The organism is Streptomyces sp. NPDC104371, from assembly GCF_055583785.1.
Genome location: NZ_JBVJNF010000004.1, coordinates 136,245 through 155,116, shown reverse-complemented (window position 1 = coordinate 155,116; position 18,872 = coordinate 136,245). Strand labels below are relative to the sequence as shown.

Here is an 18,872-nt window from a genome sequence, read left to right as displayed (position 1 = left end):
GTGGAGAGGAGCCTGCGCATGTCGCACGGCCGAGGGGCGGTCTCCGACATCGAGGGGGAAACGGCTGGAATCCCTGAACAGAACTGCACGCCTTCGGTCGCGCTGCACATCGACGACGAGAACTTCGACTTCCATATCACAGCAGCCCCCGGCTACCAGGGAAGCGAAATGCGTCGCACATTGACCCTCGCGAAATCCCTGGGTCTGAAACTTCCCGACGAGGACGACCGCGAGCCAGAAATCCTGGAAGACGGCTCGGTCCGCCTCTACCTGATCCCCACAGTCAAGATCTGACGGAGGACGACACAGAGTGCCCATTCGGCTTACAGACCTGCCCGCCCGGACCCCCGGCATCCCCCGTGACAGATGGGGGCGCCCCCTTGTCGTACCCAGGGGTGGCGGCCGACCGACCGCCCTGACCAGGACTACGACCTTCATCGACGCCATCGAGGACAAGTCGGCCCTCACTGCGTGGGGCAAGCGCATGGTGCTGGTCGGCGCCGCCATCCAACCTTCTCTGCTGGATCAAACGCGAGATCTTGACAATGTGTCACGTGAGGGGAAGGCCGCGCTCAACGCCCTGGCGGAGCGAGCCGTCCAGCTCGCCGGAGCCCACGACAAGAGAGAGAAGGGCACCCACCTTCACTCGCTGTCGGAAGCCGTCGACCAAGGCCAGGAGCTACCCCCCGGCACGAGCCCCGCGGACCTGGCCGACATGGCGGCGTACAAAGTCTCCACAGTCGCCTTCGACGTGGTGTCCGTGGAGATGTTCGTCGTCGTCCCCGAGCTGGGCGTCGGCGGCACCTTCGACCGGATGGTCAGATACAGCGGCCCCGGTCCGGACGGCGAGCACATCGAGGGCCTGTTCATCGCGGACCTCAAGACCGGCAGCGTGACGTACGGGGACCTGAAGATCGCGTCCCAGCTCGCGGTCTACAGCCGGGGCGAGTTCTACGACCACACGAGATTCCCGGTCGATCAGGTTGACGCGACGGCTCTCGCCTGCTGGAAGAAGGGCGCCGTGCCGGCCGAGGAGGCCGCGTCCGCGTACAGCCCGCTGCCGCCCGTTTCCCAGGACTGGGGCATCGTGGTGCACCTCCCGGCCGGCACGGGCGAGTGCACCCTCTACTGGGCCGACCTGCGGTTGGGCTGGGCTGCCGCCAAGCTCGCCGGGGAGGTCCGGGCCATGCGGGGCACCAAGGGCGCCCTGCGCAAGTTCGCGCCCGACGTTGCTCTTTCGGCTCTGATTGCGTAATCTTGACTAGCGAGCGGGCGCACGGCCCGCTTCACGAGAGAGAGGGCCCCGAGTGACCGAAGACGGCCGGTTCACCGCCGTGACCATCAGGTATGGCGAGAGTCGCGAAGACTCGCAGGTTACGTTCCACGGCACCCCGGAGGGCATCTCCGAGGACATCGCCTCTTTTTTTGGGCTCGATTGCGAGATCTTGGCTGGACTGGCCCCAAGCGAGCTGGTCGTCGAGGCCGCCCAGGCCGCCCAGAGCGCGATGCACATCGTTCGCGGGCTGGACGCACACGTCATTCCCTCGCGTCCTCCGGGCCGGCCCCCCGTCGTTGACGACGCCATGCTGGCCAAAGCCCGCGCAAAGCGGTCCCAGGGGCAAAGCGTGACTGCCATCGCACAGGTGCTCGGCGTCTCCCGTGCCACCCTCTACCGCCATCTGCAAGAGGACGACGCCAGCACCAAGGCCGACGGATCGGACGCCCCGTCCGTGACCACCTCAGACGAAGGGCTCCTCGCGGCAATTGCCCAATGTGTCAGTACCGACGAGCTCAAGCGGCTGTGGGCGGAGAACCAGGCCGCGTTCTCCGACCCGACCGTGATGGACGCCTGGAAGGCCCGCGGTCGCACCCTGGCGGCAAGCTCATGATGCCCCGCCGAATCCTCGGCGCGGCGGTCGCCGTCGCCATCGCGGCTGGCTCGCTCAAGACCCGTGTTCCAGCCAGCCGCACCCCGTACCCCGTTCACCGACAGAGTGGAGATCAGTAGTGCCCCTGAACCTCATGGACATCCCGACCGCCAACGGCGGCTGGTTCAAGCCCAAGGAAGCAGCCGAAGCAGTCGCGATCCTCCTGGAGGTCAAGCAGTTCGACCGACAGCGCCCCACCCCGAACGGGCCGAAGGACAGCGTGGTCGCCGACGTGACGGTCTTCCAGACTCACGACGCGCTCTCCCGGCAGGCCCCGGAGGTCTCGAAGGGCCAGCGCATCGAACAGACCGTTCTCGCCCGCGACCTGGAGACGGTCGTCGGCGGCGCCGTGCTCGTAACCGTCACCCAGGTTCCGCCCTCGAAGCCGGGCGCCCACCCCGCGTGGGTGTGGAAGCAGGTCACCGACCTGGGCGTGAAGAATCAGGTCATCGCCTACGCCGAGCAGCGTGACGCGGCCATCCAGTCGTCCATCTCGGACGCACCGTCCTTCGACTGACACCAGCCGGTAGATGGGGGCGGCCACTGCGCCGCCCCCTCCCCCTGCGATTGGAGCACGCATCCTTACCCCTGGCCGGTCCCTCACCCTTCATTCAGAGTCGGGCCGCGAACTGCCCCGCATCGAGGCATTCGAGGCTCTTTACAACATCGGCTGCCGCCCGCGTCACGGCGAGGTCGTGATGATCGCCGGGCGATCCGGCACCCAGAAGTCCGGGCTCGCCCTGTTCTGGGTTGCCCAGATGAACTTGCCCACCTTGTACTTCTCCGCCGACATGAGCGCCTTCACCGCCTCGTCGCGGCTCGCCTCGATGGCGACCGGCGACACGACAGAGATGGTCGAGGCAGGCATGGCGGCCGGCGGGCGGTACCGCGAGACCTACGTCAACGCTCTTGCCGGCTCCCGCATCACCTTCAGCTTCGGCAGCCCGATCACTTGGAAGGCCGTGGACGAGGAGCTCGAAGCGCAGGTGGAACTGTGGGACGACTACCCGAAGGTCCTGATCTTCGACAACCTCATGGACTTCGAGGGAGCCGAGTCGGACTACACCGAGCAGATGGCCGTCATGTCCGGGCTGACCGAGCTGGCCCGTGCGACCGGCGCGACGGTGATCGTGCTGCACCACGCCTCGGACAAGTCCTGGGAAGCCAAGAGCGACCCGTGGGCCCCGCCCAGTAGGGACCAGGTGAAGGGCGGGCTCAGCGAGAAGCCTGAGCTGAGCCTGTCGGTGGCGCTGGACCCGAGCAGCTTGGAGTACAGGGTCGCGGTCATCAAACAGCGGATGGGCCCGTGTGATCCGACCGCGCGCCGGTACGCGACGCTGCGGTGCCACCCGGAGGTGACGCGCTTCTCGAAGATGGAACGGCTCACGCCGCTCAACCAGACTCCGGCCCCGCAGTGGTCACCCCTCGACGCCTTGAAGAAGGCCGCTTAACCAGAGAGTATTGCGAGATCTTGACAGACATAGCGGCCAGGAACCGCAGGAACAAGCGCGCCGGGGCGCGCTGGGAGGCCGAGCTCCGCGACGAGCTCCGCAAGGCCGGATACGACATCGAGCGGCTGCGGCTGACCGGCACCGAGGACGAGGGCGACCACGTGGTTCGCCGCGAGCCGGTTCGGCACCGCCCCTTCCTGATCATCGAGACGAAGAACGCCAAGTTCGAGCCGGGCACCTTCCTCAAGGAGGCCCTGCGCGAGCGCGACAACTATGCGAAGCACCGGGGTCTCGACCTGCGCGACGTGGACGTGGTCGTGATCGTACGGCGTAGGGGAGCGAGCTGGCGCCGGGCGTACGTGCTGAGCACCGTCGAGGAGTTCTTCGACCTCCCTCCGGAGTCGGCGCCGTGAGGCAGTTCGAGGAGACCGAGGAGCAGTCCCGGCTGGTCCGCGAACTCGCCGACTTGCTGGATGACTTCAACGAACCGCAGGGCCTCGGCGAGCTCGGTTACGACCCTGGCGCCCGCTTCTTCCGGGGGGAGCGCGTCGCGTGATGCCGGCCGAGGAGGTGTTCGCCTTCGAGGCGTTCCTCGACTGCCTCAACGATCCCGGCTTCGACGGTCCACTCCTCCTCGCTGTCGAGGAGTTCTACGAGGTCGACCTGCGCGACCTGGATTGGATGCTGCCGTGAGGCTCCGCCGCATGGACAACGACGGCCCAGAACACGAGAAGCCAGAGCTGGAAGCCGTGCTCGAACACTACGGCGTCGACATCAACTCGCAGCGGGCCATGGGGATGACGCACTGCCCCCTGCACGAGGACAACACCCCGTCCTTCTCCTACAACACCGACCGCGGCTTGTGGAAGTGCCACTCGTGCGGCAAGGGAGGGGACTCATTCACGCTGATCATGGAGAAAGAGGAAACCGATTTTGTCGGAGCGCGAGCCCTTGCGGCCTCTCTCGCCCTCGCAACGCGAGATGTTGGAGGAGGCGACGAGCACATATCAGGCAGCGCTTACGGCGGACGCCGCGCGGTACCTGCTGGATCGCGGCATCGGAAAGACCGAGGTGGATACGTTCCGGCTTGGCGTCGTTGACGACCCGCTACCCGGCCACGAGCGCTACCGGGGGATGCTCGCCATCCCCTACCTCGGGCACCAGGGGCAGCCGCTGACCATCCGGTTCCGCTGCCTCCAGAAGCACAATCACCGCGAGTACGGCCACGGCAAGTACAACACCATCGCTGGAGACCCGCCCCGCATGTACGGGGTCGACTCGATCCACGCGGCGGGCGACGAGATCCACCTCACCGAGGGCGAGCTCGACCGCATCATTCACCGGAAGATCGGCTGGCACTCGGTTGCCGTTCCTGGCGTCGAGATGTGGTTCGCCCGGCATCGCCGGATGCTCGCCGGATTCTCGCGCGTCTGGGTCTGGAGCGATCCGGACGAGGCCGGGAGCAAGCTGACCACGAAGGTCTGCCGCTCGCTGCGCTCGGCGAAGCCGGTCCGCCTCCGGCGAGGCGATGTCACCGAGACCTACATGGCCGGGGGCGAGCAGGCCCTCATCGACGCGATGGAGGCCGCAGCATGACCGAGGCGACAACCACCAGGCGGCCGGCACGGCGGGCCGACCCGAGCACTGCGGTGCTCGCCGAGGTGAAGGCGGCCCGGAAGCGGGTCGATGAGGGCCAGATGCCGCTGGCCGGAGGGCAGCGCCCTGTGAAGGGCCGCGCCTACCACCTGCGGGAAGCAGGCCGTTGGCGGGCCATCGAACAACGCCGCGACCTCGCGGACACCCCCGGCTGGGACTCCACCGTCCTCGCCGCCGTGTTCGCCGCGTTCGCCGAGAAGGACCCGCAGCACGCGCGGCCCGCGTTGGTCCGGCTTGCCGCGCTCGCGGTCGCGGCCGTCGAGGACATCGACAAGGAGGCGCGGTGACCCGCTGCGAACTTCCTGGGCGCCCAGGCCCTCGCCTTGAGGCGATATGGGCGGCCCTCAGCGCCGCCGAGCGCGAGGCGTTCGAGCGCCACCTCATGAACGACACTGCGGCCGAGGAACTGGCCTGGATTCTGGGCCGCTTCGGGCACCGGGTCTCCGCGTCCACCATCCGTACGTACCGGCGCCGACTGCGCCAGGAAGCGACTAATTCTTGAGCGATCTTCTCGACGAACTCCTCTCCAAGCCTGTCGGCCCCGCCATACCTGCCCGGACGGCCGACCCGGACCGCGACTTCACCCGGCAGATCGAAGTGACCGGCGACGCGGCCGAGGTCACCGTGCGCGGCCCGGCCGAGATGGATAGCCGAGGCACCGCGGCCGACGTTCTCCGCGCCCACGGCCTCAACGCGAACGAATGGGACGTGAAGGGCTTCCGAAGCTCGGAATGGACCATGCCCAGCGGCGACCTCGGCGTGTCCACCCGGTTCACCTTCGCCCGCGCCAAAGACGCTGTTCCGCACGAGCGCCCCGACATCGGCGAGCTGCTGGCTGCGATCGAATCCCACCGACCGGGCCGACCGGCGGACACTCGGGTCGCCGGGGACCACACCTTCGTGATCGCCCTGGGCGACATGCAGTTCGGCAAGATCGACGGAGACGGCCCGGCCGGCACTCTGAAGCGCACGATCGACTGCCTGAACGGCGCCGCCGACCGACTCGCCCTGTACCGCGAACGGTTCGACATCGGCCACGTGCACGTCGCCTGGCTCGGCGACCACATCGAGGGCTTCCAGTCCCAGGGCGGCGCGAACGTCTGGCGTACCCCCCTGACCCTGACCGAACAGATCCGACTCACCCGCCGAGTCATGCTGCACGGCGCCCTGACCCTGGCCCCGCTCGCCGAACGACTGACCATGGCCGCCGTACCCGGCAACCACGGAGAGGCCGTCAGGATCAGCAACAAGGGGGTGACCCGCTATGACGACTCGCACGACACCGAGGCCCTGATCTCCGTCCGTGACGCCCTGGAGCTGAGCCCAGAGCGCTTCGGGCACGTCGAGTGCTTCGTCCCGGACACGGACGAGCTGACGGTCACCGTCGAGTGCAGCGGAACGGTCGTCGCCCACGCTCACGGCCACCAGTGGCGGCCCGGCAAGCACTTCGAGTGGTGGAAGAGCCAGGCGTTCAACAAGGCGTCCGCGATGCACCAAGCAGACCTTCTCCTCGCCGGTCACCTCCACCACGAGTTCGTGGACACGGACGGGCCGCGGACGTTCCTTCAGCCCCCGGCCATGGAATCCGAGTCGACGTGGTGGCGGCACGCGCGGGGCACTACGGGCGCCCCCGGCCTGGTGGTCGCGGTGACGAAGGACGGACAGGTGCCGGTGAAGGAGGTGGTCCGGTGACTCTTCGCCTTCTGGACTACGAAGCTGCCCGGTCGACGGGCGAGGCGGACTGGAGCATCCTCGCCGAACCCCAGGTCGATAGCGTCGCGCGGGCAGTCGCAAGGGCCTTCGCCCGTGATTACGGCCTGGCCCTGGAGTACGAAGACGCGTACCAGGAGACCGTCATCATCGCCGCCGAGCGGGCAACGTACGTGCGCCAGCTCCTCGCCGAGGCCGGACCGGGACTGCTGCACCGCTGGTTCTCCCAGCGCCTTCGGGACCGGTGGCTCACCACAGCGAAGCACCGATCCGGTCATGTCTCCTACGAGGCCGCCCTTCACGCGGCGGAGCGGACGGGCCTGTGACGGCGTACGACCGACGGCTCGTCGAACACCTTCTCCCAGCCGTGTGGGACTCGGAGGCCGCGTACGGCATCCGCAACCCGACCGCGCCGGACGCCGACATGCCGAAGGGCAGCGTCGACCCGAAGACTGCGGGCGCCCTGTTCGCCCACCTCGCAGACATCCGGCGGGGCTGGGCAACCGCGCCCCTCACCCTCGGTGAACGCCAGGCCCTCGTCTTGCGCTTCGGCGCTGACCTGCCTGACGACGAATCGGGAACGCTCCAGGGCGTGACCGACCGTGCTGTCCGGTACCGCTGCGAGCGCGGCGTGGGCAAGATCGCCGCCCACCTCAACGGCACCGCCTACATCGACGGGTATGACGAAGTGCCGGCCGCCGCGTGAGACCGTACAGAAAAGCCCCCTGGCCTCGCGGCCGGGGGGCTTCGCCTTGTAGGAAGAGCGCGACGGTTACGGCAGCAGGTTGCTCTGGCCGCCCTGCACGCTCTTGGTGAAGAGCTCGTAGTCCTTACGGCTGACGATGAGGACTGCGGCGTCGGGGTCGCCCACGTCCTTGGAGTCGCGCAGCGCCACCACGCCATCGACGAACGCGACCTCCAAGCAGTTGTTGCCGCCGTTACTGAAGTCGCTCTTGGCCCAGACGGCGCCAGTCAGATCGACGTTCTTCTTCATGTCTCGTAGTCCTTGATCAGTTCTTGAATGAAGCGGCCGGTCGCCTGGGGGTCGAGGGCCTGAGCCCGAAGAGCTTCGAGGGAGGACCTGTACTGGTCCACAGCCCCATCCTCCTCCAAGTAGACCGTGGTTGTCTTGCTCTCGACCGCCACTACTGCCGACCCCACCTCGAATTCTAGGAGCTGGAAGCTCCCATCGATCCCGGCGTGAGCACCGGTTTGGAAGGGCAGTACCCTCAGCGCTACGTTGCTCCGCTTCTCGGTGACGGTGAGCAACGATTTGAGCTGCTCCTTCATCACCTCGGGGCCGCCCACGACTCTACGCAGCGCAGCCTCATCGAGGATGCATCGAAGGTCGAGCGGGTTGTCGCGTGAGAGGGCCGCCTGACGCGCCAGCCGCAGCTTCACGAACCTGTTGATCTCATGCTTCGAGGACCAGACTTGACTGCGCTCCACGATCGACGTGGCGTACGCCTCGGTCTGAAGTAGCCCAGGGATCACCTGGAGAAACGACTCAGACCTTATCGCCATGCCTTCGAGGTGGAGGTAGTCCTCGAAGCCGTCGGTCTGGATGGCTTCGTGGTACTCGTCCAGCAGGTTTGTCCGTTTACCCGAGGCCGCCAGGGCGGCCATCGCTTTGACCTTGGCGCGCGTCTCTTCCGACTCCACGCCGTAGACCTGGAAGAACGCCGTCAGCCCCAGACCGCTGACGCGCTGCTTTCCGTTCTCGATCTTGCTCAGCGCGGGCTTGCCGCTCAGCCCGAGACGCTCCGCGGCTTCCTCCATGTTGAATCCGGCCGCGTTGCGGAGCGATCGCAACGCGGAGCCGAACCTCCGTCGGTGCACGTTTGGTCGAGCCTCAACCATGACCCACCTCCTTGGCGGCTCGCAGGTTACCGCGCGCATCGTTCCTGGCATATGCCAGTTGCTCTATCAGAAACGTTTCTTGGGTTGAGGGGTTGCCCGCAACGTTTCTCATGCGCCATCGTTGCACTCGTCGGGAGATTCTCCGAATCCCCCAACAGGGCGCCTGTTGTTGTGTATTGACGCTTGGTCATGCACGGACGAGGTGTCGCACAGAGTTCGTCTATCGAAGCTTCACCCCCACTGACGTGCCAGTTCGGAGGGCACTTCAGGGCACAGGAGACGGCCATGACGCACCCCCAGATCGAAGGCACGGAAGGAACGCCGCCCGCGGCTGCCCTCGCGGCGGCTGAGATCGTCAACGAGGCGCTCAGAGTCCAGATCGGCACCACGACTCGTTCGCGAATCAGCACCCTGTCGGTGCTGCTCAGCGAGCACGTCGAGAAGTACCTCAGCACCCCCGCCTGGGACGACCAGGAGGACCGCGACCTCCGAGAGGACGCCGCGAACCTCTTGAAAGCGGCGCCCGAGCCGGGCTCGCCCGTATTCTCCGCGTACTCGCACATGCGGGCGCTCGCCCGAGTGCTGCGGCGGATGGACAGCCCGGCGGAGGGGGACGAGGACTTACCGCCCCGCCGGCCCCTCGGGCAGCCGAACGGCACGTACCGCGTCCCGAGCGGGCTCCAGACCTTCGACAAGAGGCACTGGCCGAGCCTCACTGCCCACGGGGGCTCGCAATGATCGATGCTTCCCTGGTGGCCCGCACGATCAGCGCGTACGTGCGCCGCCGCCCCGGCGAGTCCCTGCTCCTCTCGCCCCTGTGGCAGACCCTTGAGCAGCACGCACGCGCAGGAGCCTGCGTTCACCGGGGCACGTGCCCCGTCCTCAAGGTCAGCCCGGTCGTCGTGGACGAGCACAACCGCGTGCTGATGCTCCAGGGGCGTGCTCGGGTCAAGCTGCCGGAAACGGCCATCACCGACGACTTCGACACCCTCACGCAGGCGTCGACCGCCCTCGCTCGGGCATTGGGCGTCTGGGACCTGTGGACCCAACCCGGATGCGAAGAGCCAATCCTCCTCGAACCCGCCCGCGCGGACCCCGAAGACGGCCTCCGGGCGAAGGTCGCGATCCGCTTCCTGTACCGCACGCACGCCGACCTCTGCTACTTCGCCCCCGGCGCCCCGCAGGTGTGGGTGCCGCTGGCCGAAGCGAGCAACGACCTGGCACAGCGCGTGAACTCCGTCCTCGCCGAGGGGGTCAGGTGAGCCGGAACTGCGCCCACCAGTTGGTCTACCTCGCCGTCGTCGGCGGGTTGATCGCGACGCTGGTCTACGCCATCGGGAGCGGGCAGTGAGTTACGTGCTCCGTAAGACTCCGCTCCCGCAGGCGCCTGAACTCTCCCGCCTGCCGGGGCGGACGCTCGGCCCTGGCGCGACTTCTTCACCCCCGTGGAGGTCACGCTAGGGCTGGGCCCCCAACCACCGAGGAAGAGGGGGCAACATGCCCGCGACCATCGAGGCTGAGAAGCCCGAGCCCCAGAAGATCGGTTCCGACGACATCGCCGAATCCGGCGACGGCACGTCCGACGCCGAACCGACTGACATGGTCGGCTTCCTCGCCGCGTAACGGCACGCAAGTTCCCGCCCCGCCGGTATGTCTCTCCGCGCTCTGCCCGGTCTCCCTCAAGCGCGGGGTGCCGGCCGGGGCGGGTCACCACCACAGACTCCCGTCCGGCCGTTGGTCAGACGGGTGCACGACGGCCTCACGGAATCCCGTGGGGTCGACCGAGAAGAGGGAAGGAGTACAGCCGTGAACGATCTGCTCATCTCGAAGCGCAGCGTCAAGGGTGCCACCTCGCAGGACAACCCCGACGGTGGCGGCACCGGCAAGGGTGACGGCAACGACTAATGCCGACCATGACCGCCTCACTTGATGCGGCGGTCCGGAGCCTCGGCGAGGACTTCCTCGCCGGGGCATTCGGCCGCTTCTACCAGCACTGGTCACAGGCCACCCAGCTCTCCGGCCTGTTCACGTGGGACGACCTGAACGGCATCCTCGCTCGGAACGAGTTGGAACCGCCCAGGCTTCGCCTGTTCAAGGCTGGCGACCAGGTTCCCGCCCACCTCTACACCCGCACTGCCGTATCGAAGCGTCACCAGGTCCGGCGCCACGTTGTCCCGAGCAGCCTGCACGAGCAGCTCGCGGGTGGAGCCTCGCTCGTCCTCGACTCGTTGGAGGACTTGCACTCAGGTGTCGGGACACTGGCGGAGGCGCTGGAGGCGCACTTCCGAACCGACGTCCAGGTCAACATGTATGCCTCTTGGACGCCGACGGAGGGGTTCGGCGTGCACTGGGATGACCACGATGTTGTGGTCTTCCAGCTCGAAGGGTCGAAGCGGTGGCGGATCTTCGGCGCCACCCGAGTCGATCCCTTGCGAATCGACGTAGAAGCGCCCGAGGAGCCGCAGGGCGAGCCGCTACACGAGGTGCTCCTCGAAGCAGGCGACATGCTGTACCTTCCCCGCGGCTGGTGGCACGCGGTCGCGGCGACCGAGGGCCGGTCCCTGCACCTGACATGCGGGCTCACTCCAACGTCCGGCTACCACCTGCTCAACTGGGTGGCTGGCGAACTTCTCTCCTCCCCCACCGTACGAGCGACCTTGCCAGCGCACGGCACCGTCGCGGAGAAGGCGAAGTTCGTCGAGACTCTTGGCGCCGAGATCGCCAAGGCTCTGCACCCGCAGGTGATCGAGGAGTTTATGGCCGCCATGGATGCGCGCGACCGCGGCCGTCCTGAGCCCTCTCTCCCCTACGTGACCGGGGTGCCTGCACAGCAGCACATCTCCGTCCGCCTCACCACCGCTCGGGCCTCTCTCAGGGCCGACGACGACGGGACCGTGGTGTTCACCGCAGTTGGCGAAGAGTGGCGGTTCCACGGGCAAGTCGCCCCGGCTCTCAATTCGTTGATGCAGAGAGAGGCGGTCACACTCGGGGAGATGGCAGACGTCTCCGGCCTGACGCTTGAACAGGCCGCCGCGCTCGCCACGGCGCTCGTTCAGAGCGACGCCGTCACCGTGATGAACTAGCTAGAAGGACAACACACGCATGTTCCCTCCGCCCCCATACCCTGACGCCATCCGCATGACCGCCGCCTTCCGGCACGCCGCCGCTCTTCACGGACAGGTCGGAGCACCAGGGGTATGGGGGCACGCCGGACGCACCCTCTCCGGGCGCGCGGGAGACCGCTGGCTTCGTCTCGTCTGCGAGCCGGCCGACAAGGCGACCGGGAAGCTGTGGGACGGCCCGAAGGCGAGCAGCACGCTGCCTTCGGGCATCCGCCGCCCCGCTCTGCTGGCCATTCACGACTGGACGGAGGGCGCCCGCACATACCGGGCCGAGTTGTACGAGGTCGCCGACTCCACCCTGTCCGCGTCGCCAGTCCTCTCGTCCGCCCCGGACCTGACCGCCACCTGGTGGGACCAACTACGTGACTCCCTCGCCTTGCTGGCGTGTGCCTCGACCGACCGCATCGCCGTCAGGGAGGAGTACATCCGCCGCGCCGTCCCCCAGTTCACCGGCCATCAGGTCGACGACATTGCCTGGAGCACCGCCCACGGCGACCTCCACTGGGCAAACCTGACCGCCGAGCCCAAGATCCTTGACTGGGAGGCATGGGGCACCGCGCCAATCGGCTACGACGCTTCATGCCTCTATCTGCATTCCCTACACGTCCCAGACGCCGCCCACCGCGTCTGGAAGGAACTGGCGGATGTACTGGAGTCCCCGGCCAGCCGCGTCGGCCAGCTCGTGGCCTGCGCCGAGATCCTCCAGGCTGCACCCCGAGTTGATTTCTATGGCGCCCTCGCCGACGCCGTCCGTCACCACCTGGCGACGCTGTCCGCCGAGCACCTCCGATAGGCCCGAAGCACACAAAGGAACCCGCAGAGTGCCCTCGCCCCCTGACACCGAGACCGCTGCCCGTATGCGCGCAGCGCTGGAGTACGCCGTCGACACCTTCGGGTGTAAGGAAGACGAAGGCGGCACAGAGACGTGGGGCTGGGACGGACGATCCCTGTCCGCCCCGGTCACATCCGACGGCCGCCCGTCCTGGATTCGAGTAGCCGACCGGCCCCGGAGTAAAGGCCCCTACATCTCCTTGGACGGTCCCGAAGCCGCTGCATGGCACATCCCCACCAAGGTGCCGAGGCCGCGGTTCGTTGGGATGCGTCGATGGGAATCCGGACGGTTCTCGTACTACGCCGACTTGCACGCCCGCCTGCGCGGGCGGGCGATCTCGGCAACCGCGCTTCCCCCCGAAGATCTACAGCTTCCGGAACGCTGGTGGGATCAACTGGCCGACGCCCTCACCGCCATTTCCCGCGTATCCACAGCGCGCGTCGCGGTCCGGGCTGAACGGCTGCCGTGGGCCATGCCGAAATTCCTCGGCGACAGCGCCCCCACGACCGCGCCGAGCTGGACCACTGCGCACGGAGACATCCAGTGGTCCAACCTTGCCGGCCCGGATCTGGAGATCCTCGACTGGGAGCGCTGGGGGTGCGCTCCCGAAGGGTACGACGTGGCGGTCTTGTACGTGTCGAGCCTGGCGGCCCCCGCCGTGGCGGACGAAGTTCGAAGCCGGTTCGGCAACGTGCTGGACTCCCCCTCGGGCCGCTTCTCCCAGCTCTACGCCGCCAGCGAGTACATCCAGGGGTTCGAGCGGGGAAACAACCTGGAGCTCGAAGGCCCCGTACGAGATCTGGTCACCCGGCTTCTGCCAGCGTGATCATCCCTGGTAGGTGGTCGCAGGCTCGGCGAGGGGCTGCTCAGGCTCCTCGCCCGTCGACTGCTGTGCCTCGATCACCGCGTCTACGACCTCCCCGATAGCCACGCGCGGAACGTCCTTGGTGCCTTCCGCGGCCTCTGGCTTCGACTCGACGAGCACTTCGTCCGTCGTCGGATCGGTGACGGTGACCGTAACGACAGGATCGCTCTTCGCTTCCCCGGCGGGTGACGCAGGGGCGACGATTTCCGCCTTCACGACCATGTGGTCACCCATCTGCGATTCGGCCGTCACGGTCACCGTCCCCTCCTCGCGGTCGCGGTCGACATCCCACGTAGGCCGAGTGCCGGGATCGGCGACCTTCGCCATCCAGAAGCGGAACGGGAGAAGGTGACCAAGCACCCCCTCCAGCTCGTCCGGAATCATCGCGTCGAGCTTGTCTGAGAGTTTGTCGCCCGTCTCGCCCCCGTCGGGATCGGTGAGGGGGTCGTCGTCTCCCCCACCCTTCGCGACGCGCCGCTCAGCCTTCTCGTGCGCCGCCTTGGCCTCCTCCTTCTCCTCCGGGGCGACCTGGCGGTACAAGGGGATGTTGGTGAAGGGCTGCGCCTTCTCCTCGTCCGCCGCCTGCGGGGGGATCGCGGACAGGGGCGTCGGTTGGTTCCCTGCCGACTCGTCCGGCTCATCATCGCCGTAGGCGAGGTCGTGGGCCTGTTCCTCGGTCATTCCGCGGCGAAGCGCTTCCTTGATGAGCGCGCCGCGCTGCTTCTCGGTCAGCTCCACGCCGGCCACTCCTCCGTGCCCGTCGAAGAAGGTGGGCACGCGACCGTCGTCCGGAGTCTCGGTCAGCACGTCATCTACCGCGCCGTCGGCCTCGAAGGGAGCCGCCTCGGGCGTCGAGCGGGGCGTCCGCCGCGCGGCCTCGTGCACTGTCGACTGCCCCATCACCAGCGTGCCGGAGAAGGCGACCGAGCTCGCCAGCACCCCGTAGGCGATAAGTACGGTCTTCCGATGTGGCTCACCCTTGGCGGGCAGCGCGAGGACGCGAGGAACACGCGGGCGGCGGATGGGCATGGCAGGACCCCCTGTCGCGGAATGACGGCTTCCAGTTCAGTAGAACATGGAACACGCGTTCGAATGGCGGGGGTATTTCTGCTCGTTTCGAAGTCATCCTCCGGTTGCAGGGAGAACCCTCCCGGAGGATGACGCAGTCCCGTCGCCGACACAGTGTCAGCCCACTTTCGGGCACACCTGCGCCAGATCAGAGAGAAGGCGGAGGGCTCGGGGCCCACCCGCGTAAAGGGCCACGTCAGGGGCCGGAAACGCACCGAGTCACCGCCACAGGATCGCCACACGACACCCAGAAACGGGCCGAAAAAGGGGGTCAACAGGCAGGAAAGAGAGGGGGCGACCCCGGAGACTAAACACCCCCTCTGATCTACAAAACCGCAGGTCAGAGGGGGTGGATACGGCCCCCCACCCCCCGAAAGGGGTGGGGGCGTGAGACGAGTCGGCCTATACGCCGGGTTCTGTCCCCCGGTGTCCTCGCGGGCGCCGGGGTGGCGGCCATCCATCTAGGACCGACGTTGCCGTCGGCCTCGTGCGGTCTACCCGCGGACTCGGGCGGGCAGCCCTCGAACGTCCGCGCAGGAGCACCGAGGCGCTCCCTCTTGACCTTGCTCCGGGTGGGGTTTACCTAGCTGCCCAGGTCACCCTGGGCACTGGTGGTCTCTTACACCACCGTTTCACCCTTACCAGGGGCCGAAGCCCCGGGCGGTCTGCTTTCTGTGGCACTGTCCCGCGGGTCACCCCGGGTGGCCGTTAGCCACCACCCTGCCCTGTGGAGCCCGGACGTTCCTCGGGGAGGTCCCTGAGGATCTCCACGCGGCCGTCCGCCCGGCTCGTCTGCCGTGTCGTCCATGGTACCGGGCGGGGGCGGAGGTTTCGTCCGGTGGTCGGCCCCAGGACCAGGAGGGGCCGGGCTTGACCTTGTCGCGACGTCAACGTCTGTACTGAAGCCATGCGGATCGGAGAACTCGCCGCGGCCGTCGGCGTCACCACACGGACCGTCCGGCACTACCACCACCTCGGGCTGCTCCCGGAGCCCGACCGACGACCGAACGGATACCGCGACTACGGGTTACGGCATGCCGTCGCCCTCGCCCGGATCCGGCGGCTGACCGAACTGGGTCTCGGCCTCGCCGAGGTACGTGACGTGCTCGCCGACGACGCCGGGCGCGAACTCGCCGAAGTACTCGCGGAGTTGGACGACGACCTCGCCCGTCAGGAGGCCGCGATCCGTGACCGCCGGGCGCAGTTGCGCGCGCTTCTTCAGCGGGACTTGCCCGCCGAAGGCCCCGTCTCCCCCGAACTCGCCTCGGTGTTCGCCGGGTTGGGGAGTACCGCGGACTCCCCCATGGCCGCCAAGGACCGCGAGGTGCTCGCCCTGATCGAGACCGCGGCACCGCCCGAGGTGCGGGATCGGATGACCACCTCGCTGGGTGAGGCGTACGGGGAGCCGGACGCCGTGGAGCGAGCGCGGGAGGCGTACGCGCTCCTTGACGCACTCGCGGCCGCCGAGCCCGACGATCCACGGGTCGAGGAGGCGGCCCGCGCGGTCGTCGCCTGTCTGCCGGGCGGGCTGGTTCCGGCGGAGGGACCGGCGGAGGGACCGGTGGAGAGCGTCGAGCACGGTCACACCTTCCTCGACGCGCTCTACGCCGATCTGGCCCCGGCCCAGGCCGAAGTCCTCCGCCGCGCCCTGCGGTACGCCGCGGAGGATCGCGCATGACGGCCGGAAGGACGCTGGTGGGCGCGCCCGGCACGCTGTTGCGCCACGAACTCAGGCTGCTGGCGAGCATCGTGCTCTGGGCGGCCCGTCGCACCCACGGCACCCGCGAGGGCCGCCCGTTCGGGTACGTGCGCGGGCAGGGCGCCCTGCTCCTCGGGCTCGGCTTCGTGTGCGTGGTGGAGACGGTGGGCCTGGCGGTGCTGCTGCGCCCCTGGCCGGTCGCCCACGTCGTTATGCTCGCCGTGGACGTGTACGCCGTACTCATGATCGTAGGACTGCACGCGGCCTCGGTGACCCGGCCGCACGTCCTGACCCCCACCGTGCTGCGTGTGCGCCGGGCCGCCCAGGTCGATCTGCGCATCCCGCTGGAGCGGATCGCGCGGGTGCGCCGCGACCTGCGCACCACGCACGAGCGGGCCGAGGGCGTACTGGATCTGCCCGTCGGCGCGCAGACCTCCGTCACGCTCGAACTCACCGAGCCTGTCACCCACGTCCCGCTGTTCGGCCGCCCGCGGCCGGTCGGCGTCGTCCGCTTCCATACCGACGACGCCGACCGTTTCGTAGCGGCGATGGGCCACGCCGTACGCTGACGCCGAGTCCCTATCGAAGGAGTACGTGGTGCTGGTCCTGCTGCCCCCGTCCGAGGGCAAGGCGTCCTCCGGTCGCGGCGCCCCGGTGAAGCTGGAGTCGCTGTCGTTGCCGGCGCTGACCGCCGCCCGCGAGGCCGTCCTGGACGAGCTGGTCCGGCTGTGCGCGGGTGACGAGGGCAAGGCGCGCGAGGTGCTGGGGCTCAGCGAGGGGCTGCGCGGGGAGGTCGCGAAGAACGCCGGGCTGCGGACCGCCGGGGCGCGCCCGGCCGGGGAGATCTACACCGGTGTCCTGTACGACGCCCTGGACCTCGCTTCGCTGGACGCGGCGGCCAAGCGGCGGGCGGCGGCGTCCTTGCTGGTGTTCTCCGGGCTGTGGGGCGCGGTCCGGGTGACCGACCGGATCCCCTCGTACCGGTGCTCGATGGGCGTGAAGTTGCCCGGTCTGGGGGCGCTGGGCGCGTACTGGCGTACGCCGATGGCCGCCGCGCTGCCCGAGGCGGCGGGCGACGGGCTGGTGCTGGACCTCCGGTCCGCCGCGTACGCCGCCGCCTGGAAGCCCAAGGGCGAGCTGGCGGAGCGGACGGCGACCGTGCGGGTGCTGCACGCGCAGGTCGTGGACGGGGTGGAGAAGCGGTCCGTGGTGAGCCACTTCAACAAGGCGACCAAGGGGCGGATCGTCCGCAGCCTGCTGGCCGAGGGCGTCGCTCCGAAGGGTCCGGCGGAGCTGGTGGAGGCGCTACGGGACCTGGGGTACGCGGTGGAGGCCGAGGCGCCCGCCAAGGCGGGGAAGGCGTGGTCGCTGGATGTCGTGGTGCGCGAGATCCACTGAGCCTCGCGCGCTGACCGCTCTCAGCGCAGGTGCGCCGTGTCGTTGAGGAGGCGGAGGCTGGCGTTGCCGTCCGCGTAGTACGCCACCGCCGTCAGCGAGGCCGCGGACAGCTCCATGCGGAACAGGGCCTCCGGGGGCGCGCCGAGAGCGAGACGTACCAGCGTCTTGATGGGCGTGACATGCGAGACGAGCAGCACCGTACGGCCCGCGTACGAGGCGAGGAGGGTGTCCCGGGTGGTGGCGACCCGGCGCGCGACGGCCGCGAAGCTCTCGCCGCCTCCGGTGGGCGCGGCCTCCGGGTCGGCCAGCCAGGCGTCCATGTCGTCCGGGTAGCGTTCGCGGACCTCCGCGAACGTCAGGCCCTCCCAGGCGCCGAAGTCCGTCTCGCGCAGCCCGTCCGCCACGGCCACGTCGAGCCCGAGGCGGGCGGCGACGATGTCGGCGGTCTCGCGGCAGCGGGCGAGCGGTGAGGTGACGACGGCCTGGACGGTGCCCCGCGCGGCCAGCACCTCGGCGACGCGTGCGGCCTGGTGGCGGCCGGTCCCGGAGAGGGCCGGGTCGGTGCCGCCGCTGCCGGAGAAGCGCTTGAGCGGGGTGAGGGGCGTCTCGCCGTGGCGCAGCAGGACGAACGTGGTGGGGGTACCGAGGTCGGGCGGGGCGGCGGCGACGTGCCGGGCGGCGCGTACATCGGCGACGGCGCCCTCCTGGGTCCCGGCCCGCGCATCGGCGACGGCACCCTCCGGGGTCCCGGCGGCGGCAGCCGTTCCTGCCGCGTCGGCGGCTGCGTCACCCGGTGGGGCGGTCGGTTCGGGCGCCGAGGTGGCGGCCCGCGCGTCCAGTTCGGCCGTCGATCGGGACGGCTCCCACCGCTCCCCCCGGCTGCCCGCGTCCATCGCCTCGTTGGCCAGTCGGTCCGCGTGCTTGTTCTGCTCGCGCGGGATCCACTCGTAGGTCACCTGCCCGGCGGGGAAGACCGCGGCGGCCTGGAGCGCCAGCGGCTTCATGGCCGGGTGCTTGATCTGCCAGCGGCCGGACATCTGCTCCACGACGAGCTTGGAGTCCATGCGGACGCTGACCCGCGCGTCCGGGTCCAGCTCGTGCGCCGCGCGCAGTCCGGCCAGCAGACCCCGGTACTCGGCGACGTTGTTGGTGGCGGTGCCGATGAACTCGGCCCGTTCCACCAGCGTCTGGCCCGTGGCCGCGTCGCACACCACGGAGCCGTAGCCCGCGGGCCCCGGGTTGCCCCGGGAACCCCCGTCGGCCTCGACGATGAACTCCCGCAC

The 18,872-nt window shown here is 68.8% G+C and carries 27 protein-coding genes and 1 other RNA gene; 23 read left to right on the top strand and 5 right to left on the bottom strand.

Going from position 1 to position 18,872, the window contains the following annotated elements:
* The first annotated feature begins 18 nt into the window (after window positions 1–18).
* The 14 genes from ACZ60T_RS14755 (at window position 19) to ACZ60T_RS14690 (ending at window position 7,451) form a co-directional block, all read left to right on the top strand.
* Window positions 19–294, top strand: a complete 276-nt coding sequence (locus ACZ60T_RS14755) for a hypothetical protein (RefSeq protein WP_469666225.1) — start codon at window positions 19–21, stop codon at window positions 292–294.
* A 253-nt stretch (window positions 295–547) separates the two neighbouring features.
* On the top strand, window positions 548–1,255 hold the full coding sequence (locus tag ACZ60T_RS14750; RefSeq protein ID WP_469666224.1) for a hypothetical protein: 708 nt from the start codon (window positions 548–550) through the stop codon (window positions 1,253–1,255).
* A gap of 52 nt (window positions 1,256–1,307) precedes the next feature.
* On the top strand, window positions 1,308–1,889 hold the full coding sequence (locus tag ACZ60T_RS14745) for a helix-turn-helix domain-containing protein (protein WP_469666223.1): 582 nt from the start codon (window positions 1,308–1,310) through the stop codon (window positions 1,887–1,889).
* A 118-nt stretch (window positions 1,890–2,007) separates the two neighbouring features.
* Window positions 2,008–2,445 carry a hypothetical protein gene (locus tag ACZ60T_RS14740; protein ID WP_469666222.1) on the top strand — a complete coding sequence of 146 codons (438 nt, stop codon included), beginning with the start codon at window positions 2,008–2,010 and terminating at the stop codon, window positions 2,443–2,445.
* 13 nt (window positions 2,446–2,458) lie between these two features.
* Complete coding sequence (locus tag ACZ60T_RS14735; protein WP_469666220.1) at window positions 2,459–3,379, top strand: AAA family ATPase; 921 nt, start codon at window positions 2,459–2,461, stop codon at window positions 3,377–3,379.
* 20 nt (window positions 3,380–3,399) lie between these two features.
* Window positions 3,400–3,792: a hypothetical protein gene (locus ACZ60T_RS14730; protein ID WP_469666219.1), complete on the top strand. Its 393-nt coding sequence runs from the start codon at window positions 3,400–3,402 to the stop codon at window positions 3,790–3,792.
* On the top strand, window positions 3,789–3,935 hold the full coding sequence (locus ACZ60T_RS14725; protein ID WP_469666217.1) for a hypothetical protein: 147 nt from the start codon (window positions 3,789–3,791) through the stop codon (window positions 3,933–3,935). The genes ACZ60T_RS14730 and ACZ60T_RS14725 overlap by 4 nt, the downstream gene beginning before the upstream one ends.
* Window positions 3,935–4,072: a hypothetical protein gene (locus ACZ60T_RS14720; protein WP_469666216.1), complete on the top strand. Its 138-nt coding sequence runs from the start codon at window positions 3,935–3,937 to the stop codon at window positions 4,070–4,072. The genes ACZ60T_RS14725 and ACZ60T_RS14720 overlap by 1 nt, the downstream gene beginning before the upstream one ends.
* Before the next feature lie 11 nt (window positions 4,073–4,083).
* Window positions 4,084–4,479: a CHC2 zinc finger domain-containing protein gene (locus tag ACZ60T_RS14715; protein ID WP_469666214.1), complete on the top strand. Its 396-nt coding sequence runs from the start codon at window positions 4,084–4,086 to the stop codon at window positions 4,477–4,479.
* Entirely contained in the window at window positions 4,361–4,975 is a 615-nt protein-coding gene (locus tag ACZ60T_RS14710; RefSeq protein ID WP_469666576.1) for a topoisomerase, read from the top strand. Before ACZ60T_RS14715 ends, ACZ60T_RS14710 begins: the two co-directional genes overlap by 119 nt.
* Complete coding sequence (locus ACZ60T_RS14705; protein ID WP_469666213.1) at window positions 4,972–5,322, top strand: hypothetical protein; 351 nt, start codon at window positions 4,972–4,974, stop codon at window positions 5,320–5,322. Before ACZ60T_RS14710 ends, ACZ60T_RS14705 begins: the two co-directional genes overlap by 4 nt.
* A gap of 211 nt (window positions 5,323–5,533) precedes the next feature.
* On the top strand, window positions 5,534–6,727 hold the full coding sequence (locus ACZ60T_RS14700) for a hypothetical protein (RefSeq protein WP_469666212.1): 1,194 nt from the start codon (window positions 5,534–5,536) through the stop codon (window positions 6,725–6,727).
* Window positions 6,724–7,071, top strand: a complete 348-nt coding sequence (locus ACZ60T_RS14695; protein WP_469666210.1) for a hypothetical protein — start codon at window positions 6,724–6,726, stop codon at window positions 7,069–7,071. Before ACZ60T_RS14700 ends, ACZ60T_RS14695 begins: the two co-directional genes overlap by 4 nt.
* Window positions 7,068–7,451 carry a hypothetical protein gene (locus tag ACZ60T_RS14690; protein WP_469666209.1) on the top strand — a complete coding sequence of 128 codons (384 nt, stop codon included), beginning with the start codon at window positions 7,068–7,070 and terminating at the stop codon, window positions 7,449–7,451. The genes ACZ60T_RS14695 and ACZ60T_RS14690 overlap by 4 nt, the downstream gene beginning before the upstream one ends.
* A 66-nt stretch (window positions 7,452–7,517) precedes the next feature.
* Here ACZ60T_RS14690 and ACZ60T_RS14685 read toward each other — a convergent pair whose 3' ends face one another.
* Together ACZ60T_RS14685 and ACZ60T_RS14680 are read right to left on the bottom strand one after the other, a co-directional pair.
* Window positions 7,518–7,739 carry a DUF397 domain-containing protein gene (locus ACZ60T_RS14685; protein WP_469666208.1) on the bottom strand — a complete coding sequence of 74 codons (222 nt, stop codon included), beginning with the start codon at window positions 7,737–7,739 and terminating at the stop codon, window positions 7,518–7,520.
* On the bottom strand, window positions 7,736–8,605 hold the full coding sequence (locus ACZ60T_RS14680; RefSeq protein WP_469666207.1) for a helix-turn-helix domain-containing protein: 870 nt from the start codon (window positions 8,603–8,605) through the stop codon (window positions 7,736–7,738). Before ACZ60T_RS14680 ends, ACZ60T_RS14685 begins: the two co-directional genes overlap by 4 nt.
* A 285-nt stretch (window positions 8,606–8,890) precedes the next feature.
* Between ACZ60T_RS14680 and ACZ60T_RS14675 the strand changes: the two genes are divergently transcribed.
* From ACZ60T_RS14675 to ACZ60T_RS14650, 6 genes are all read left to right on the top strand, one after another.
* Complete coding sequence (locus ACZ60T_RS14675; protein WP_469666206.1) at window positions 8,891–9,343, top strand: hypothetical protein; 453 nt, start codon at window positions 8,891–8,893, stop codon at window positions 9,341–9,343.
* Window positions 9,340–9,867, top strand: coding sequence for a hypothetical protein (locus tag ACZ60T_RS14670; protein WP_469666204.1), 528 nt, complete (start codon window positions 9,340–9,342; stop codon window positions 9,865–9,867). The genes ACZ60T_RS14675 and ACZ60T_RS14670 overlap by 4 nt, the downstream gene beginning before the upstream one ends.
* Window positions 9,868–10,102: 235 nt before the next feature.
* Entirely contained in the window at window positions 10,103–10,228 is a 126-nt protein-coding gene (locus tag ACZ60T_RS14665; protein ID WP_469666203.1) for a hypothetical protein, read from the top strand.
* A 290-nt stretch (window positions 10,229–10,518) separates the two neighbouring features.
* A complete protein-coding gene (locus ACZ60T_RS14660) occupies window positions 10,519–11,688 on the top strand; it encodes a cupin domain-containing protein (RefSeq protein ID WP_469666202.1) in 1,170 nt (389 codons plus the stop codon).
* Window positions 11,689–11,743: 55 nt separating this feature from the next.
* The gene (locus ACZ60T_RS14655; protein WP_469666200.1) at window positions 11,744–12,520 is read left to right on the top strand and encodes a hypothetical protein; all 777 of its coding nucleotides are present in this window, start codon (window positions 11,744–11,746) and stop codon (window positions 12,518–12,520) included.
* A gap of 346 nt (window positions 12,521–12,866) precedes the next feature.
* Window positions 12,867–13,385 (top strand): hypothetical protein, encoded by a 519-nt coding sequence (locus ACZ60T_RS14650; protein ID WP_469666199.1) that lies wholly within the window; start codon window positions 12,867–12,869, stop codon window positions 13,383–13,385.
* Here ACZ60T_RS14650 and ACZ60T_RS14645 read toward each other — a convergent pair whose 3' ends face one another.
* Window positions 13,386–14,453, bottom strand: a complete 1,068-nt coding sequence (locus tag ACZ60T_RS14645; protein WP_469666198.1) for a hypothetical protein — start codon at window positions 14,451–14,453, stop codon at window positions 13,386–13,388. It lies immediately after the preceding gene.
* A 428-nt stretch (window positions 14,454–14,881) separates the two neighbouring features.
* An RNA gene (gene rnpB / locus ACZ60T_RS14640) (RNase P RNA component class A) lies at window positions 14,882–15,283 on the bottom strand.
* A 116-nt stretch (window positions 15,284–15,399) separates the two neighbouring features.
* Here rnpB and ACZ60T_RS14635 point away from each other — a divergent pair.
* Genes ACZ60T_RS14635 through yaaA form a run of 3 tightly spaced genes read left to right on the top strand, consistent with a single transcriptional unit; the run spans window position 15,400 to window position 17,589 of the window.
* The gene (locus ACZ60T_RS14635; protein WP_469666197.1) at window positions 15,400–16,170 is read left to right on the top strand and encodes a MerR family transcriptional regulator; all 771 of its coding nucleotides are present in this window, start codon (window positions 15,400–15,402) and stop codon (window positions 16,168–16,170) included.
* Complete coding sequence (locus ACZ60T_RS14630; RefSeq protein ID WP_469666196.1) at window positions 16,167–16,760, top strand: hypothetical protein; 594 nt, start codon at window positions 16,167–16,169, stop codon at window positions 16,758–16,760. The genes ACZ60T_RS14635 and ACZ60T_RS14630 overlap by 4 nt, the downstream gene beginning before the upstream one ends.
* A gap of 28 nt (window positions 16,761–16,788) precedes the next feature.
* Window positions 16,789–17,589 carry a peroxide stress protein YaaA gene (gene yaaA, locus ACZ60T_RS14625; RefSeq protein WP_469666195.1) on the top strand — a complete coding sequence of 267 codons (801 nt, stop codon included), beginning with the start codon at window positions 16,789–16,791 and terminating at the stop codon, window positions 17,587–17,589.
* A gap of 20 nt (window positions 17,590–17,609) precedes the next feature.
* Here the strand turns inward: yaaA and ACZ60T_RS14620 are convergent, their stop codons facing one another.
* Entirely contained in the window at window positions 17,610–18,872 is a 1,263-nt protein-coding gene (locus ACZ60T_RS14620) for a bifunctional RNase H/acid phosphatase (RefSeq protein ID WP_469666575.1), read from the bottom strand.

Coding starts and splice junctions, on each gene's coding strand:
- ACZ60T_RS14755 (WP_469666225.1), top strand. CDS start 19: ATGTCGCACGGCCGAGGGGCGGTCTCCGACATCGAGGGGGAAACGGCT.
- ACZ60T_RS14735 (WP_469666220.1), top strand. CDS start 2,459: ATGGGGGCGGCCACTGCGCCGCCCCCTCCCCCTGCGATTGGAGCACGC.
- ACZ60T_RS14720 (WP_469666216.1), top strand. CDS start 3,935: ATGCCGGCCGAGGAGGTGTTCGCCTTCGAGGCGTTCCTCGACTGCCTC.
- ACZ60T_RS14715 (WP_469666214.1), top strand. CDS start 4,084: ATGGACAACGACGGCCCAGAACACGAGAAGCCAGAGCTGGAAGCCGTG.
- ACZ60T_RS14710 (WP_469666576.1), top strand. CDS start 4,361: ATGTTGGAGGAGGCGACGAGCACATATCAGGCAGCGCTTACGGCGGAC.
- ACZ60T_RS14705 (WP_469666213.1), top strand. CDS start 4,972: ATGACCGAGGCGACAACCACCAGGCGGCCGGCACGGCGGGCCGACCCG.
- ACZ60T_RS14685 (WP_469666208.1), bottom strand. CDS start 7,739: ATGAAGAAGAACGTCGATCTGACTGGCGCCGTCTGGGCCAAGAGCGAC.
- ACZ60T_RS14680 (WP_469666207.1), bottom strand. CDS start 8,605: ATGGTTGAGGCTCGACCAAACGTGCACCGACGGAGGTTCGGCTCCGCG.
- ACZ60T_RS14675 (WP_469666206.1), top strand. CDS start 8,891: ATGACGCACCCCCAGATCGAAGGCACGGAAGGAACGCCGCCCGCGGCT.
- ACZ60T_RS14670 (WP_469666204.1), top strand. CDS start 9,340: ATGATCGATGCTTCCCTGGTGGCCCGCACGATCAGCGCGTACGTGCGC.
- ACZ60T_RS14665 (WP_469666203.1), top strand. CDS start 10,103: ATGCCCGCGACCATCGAGGCTGAGAAGCCCGAGCCCCAGAAGATCGGT.
- ACZ60T_RS14660 (WP_469666202.1), top strand. CDS start 10,519: ATGACCGCCTCACTTGATGCGGCGGTCCGGAGCCTCGGCGAGGACTTC.
- ACZ60T_RS14655 (WP_469666200.1), top strand. CDS start 11,744: ATGACCGCCGCCTTCCGGCACGCCGCCGCTCTTCACGGACAGGTCGGA.
- ACZ60T_RS14645 (WP_469666198.1), bottom strand. CDS start 14,453: ATGCCCATCCGCCGCCCGCGTGTTCCTCGCGTCCTCGCGCTGCCCGCC.
- ACZ60T_RS14635 (WP_469666197.1), top strand. CDS start 15,400: ATGCGGATCGGAGAACTCGCCGCGGCCGTCGGCGTCACCACACGGACC.
- ACZ60T_RS14630 (WP_469666196.1), top strand. CDS start 16,167: ATGACGGCCGGAAGGACGCTGGTGGGCGCGCCCGGCACGCTGTTGCGC.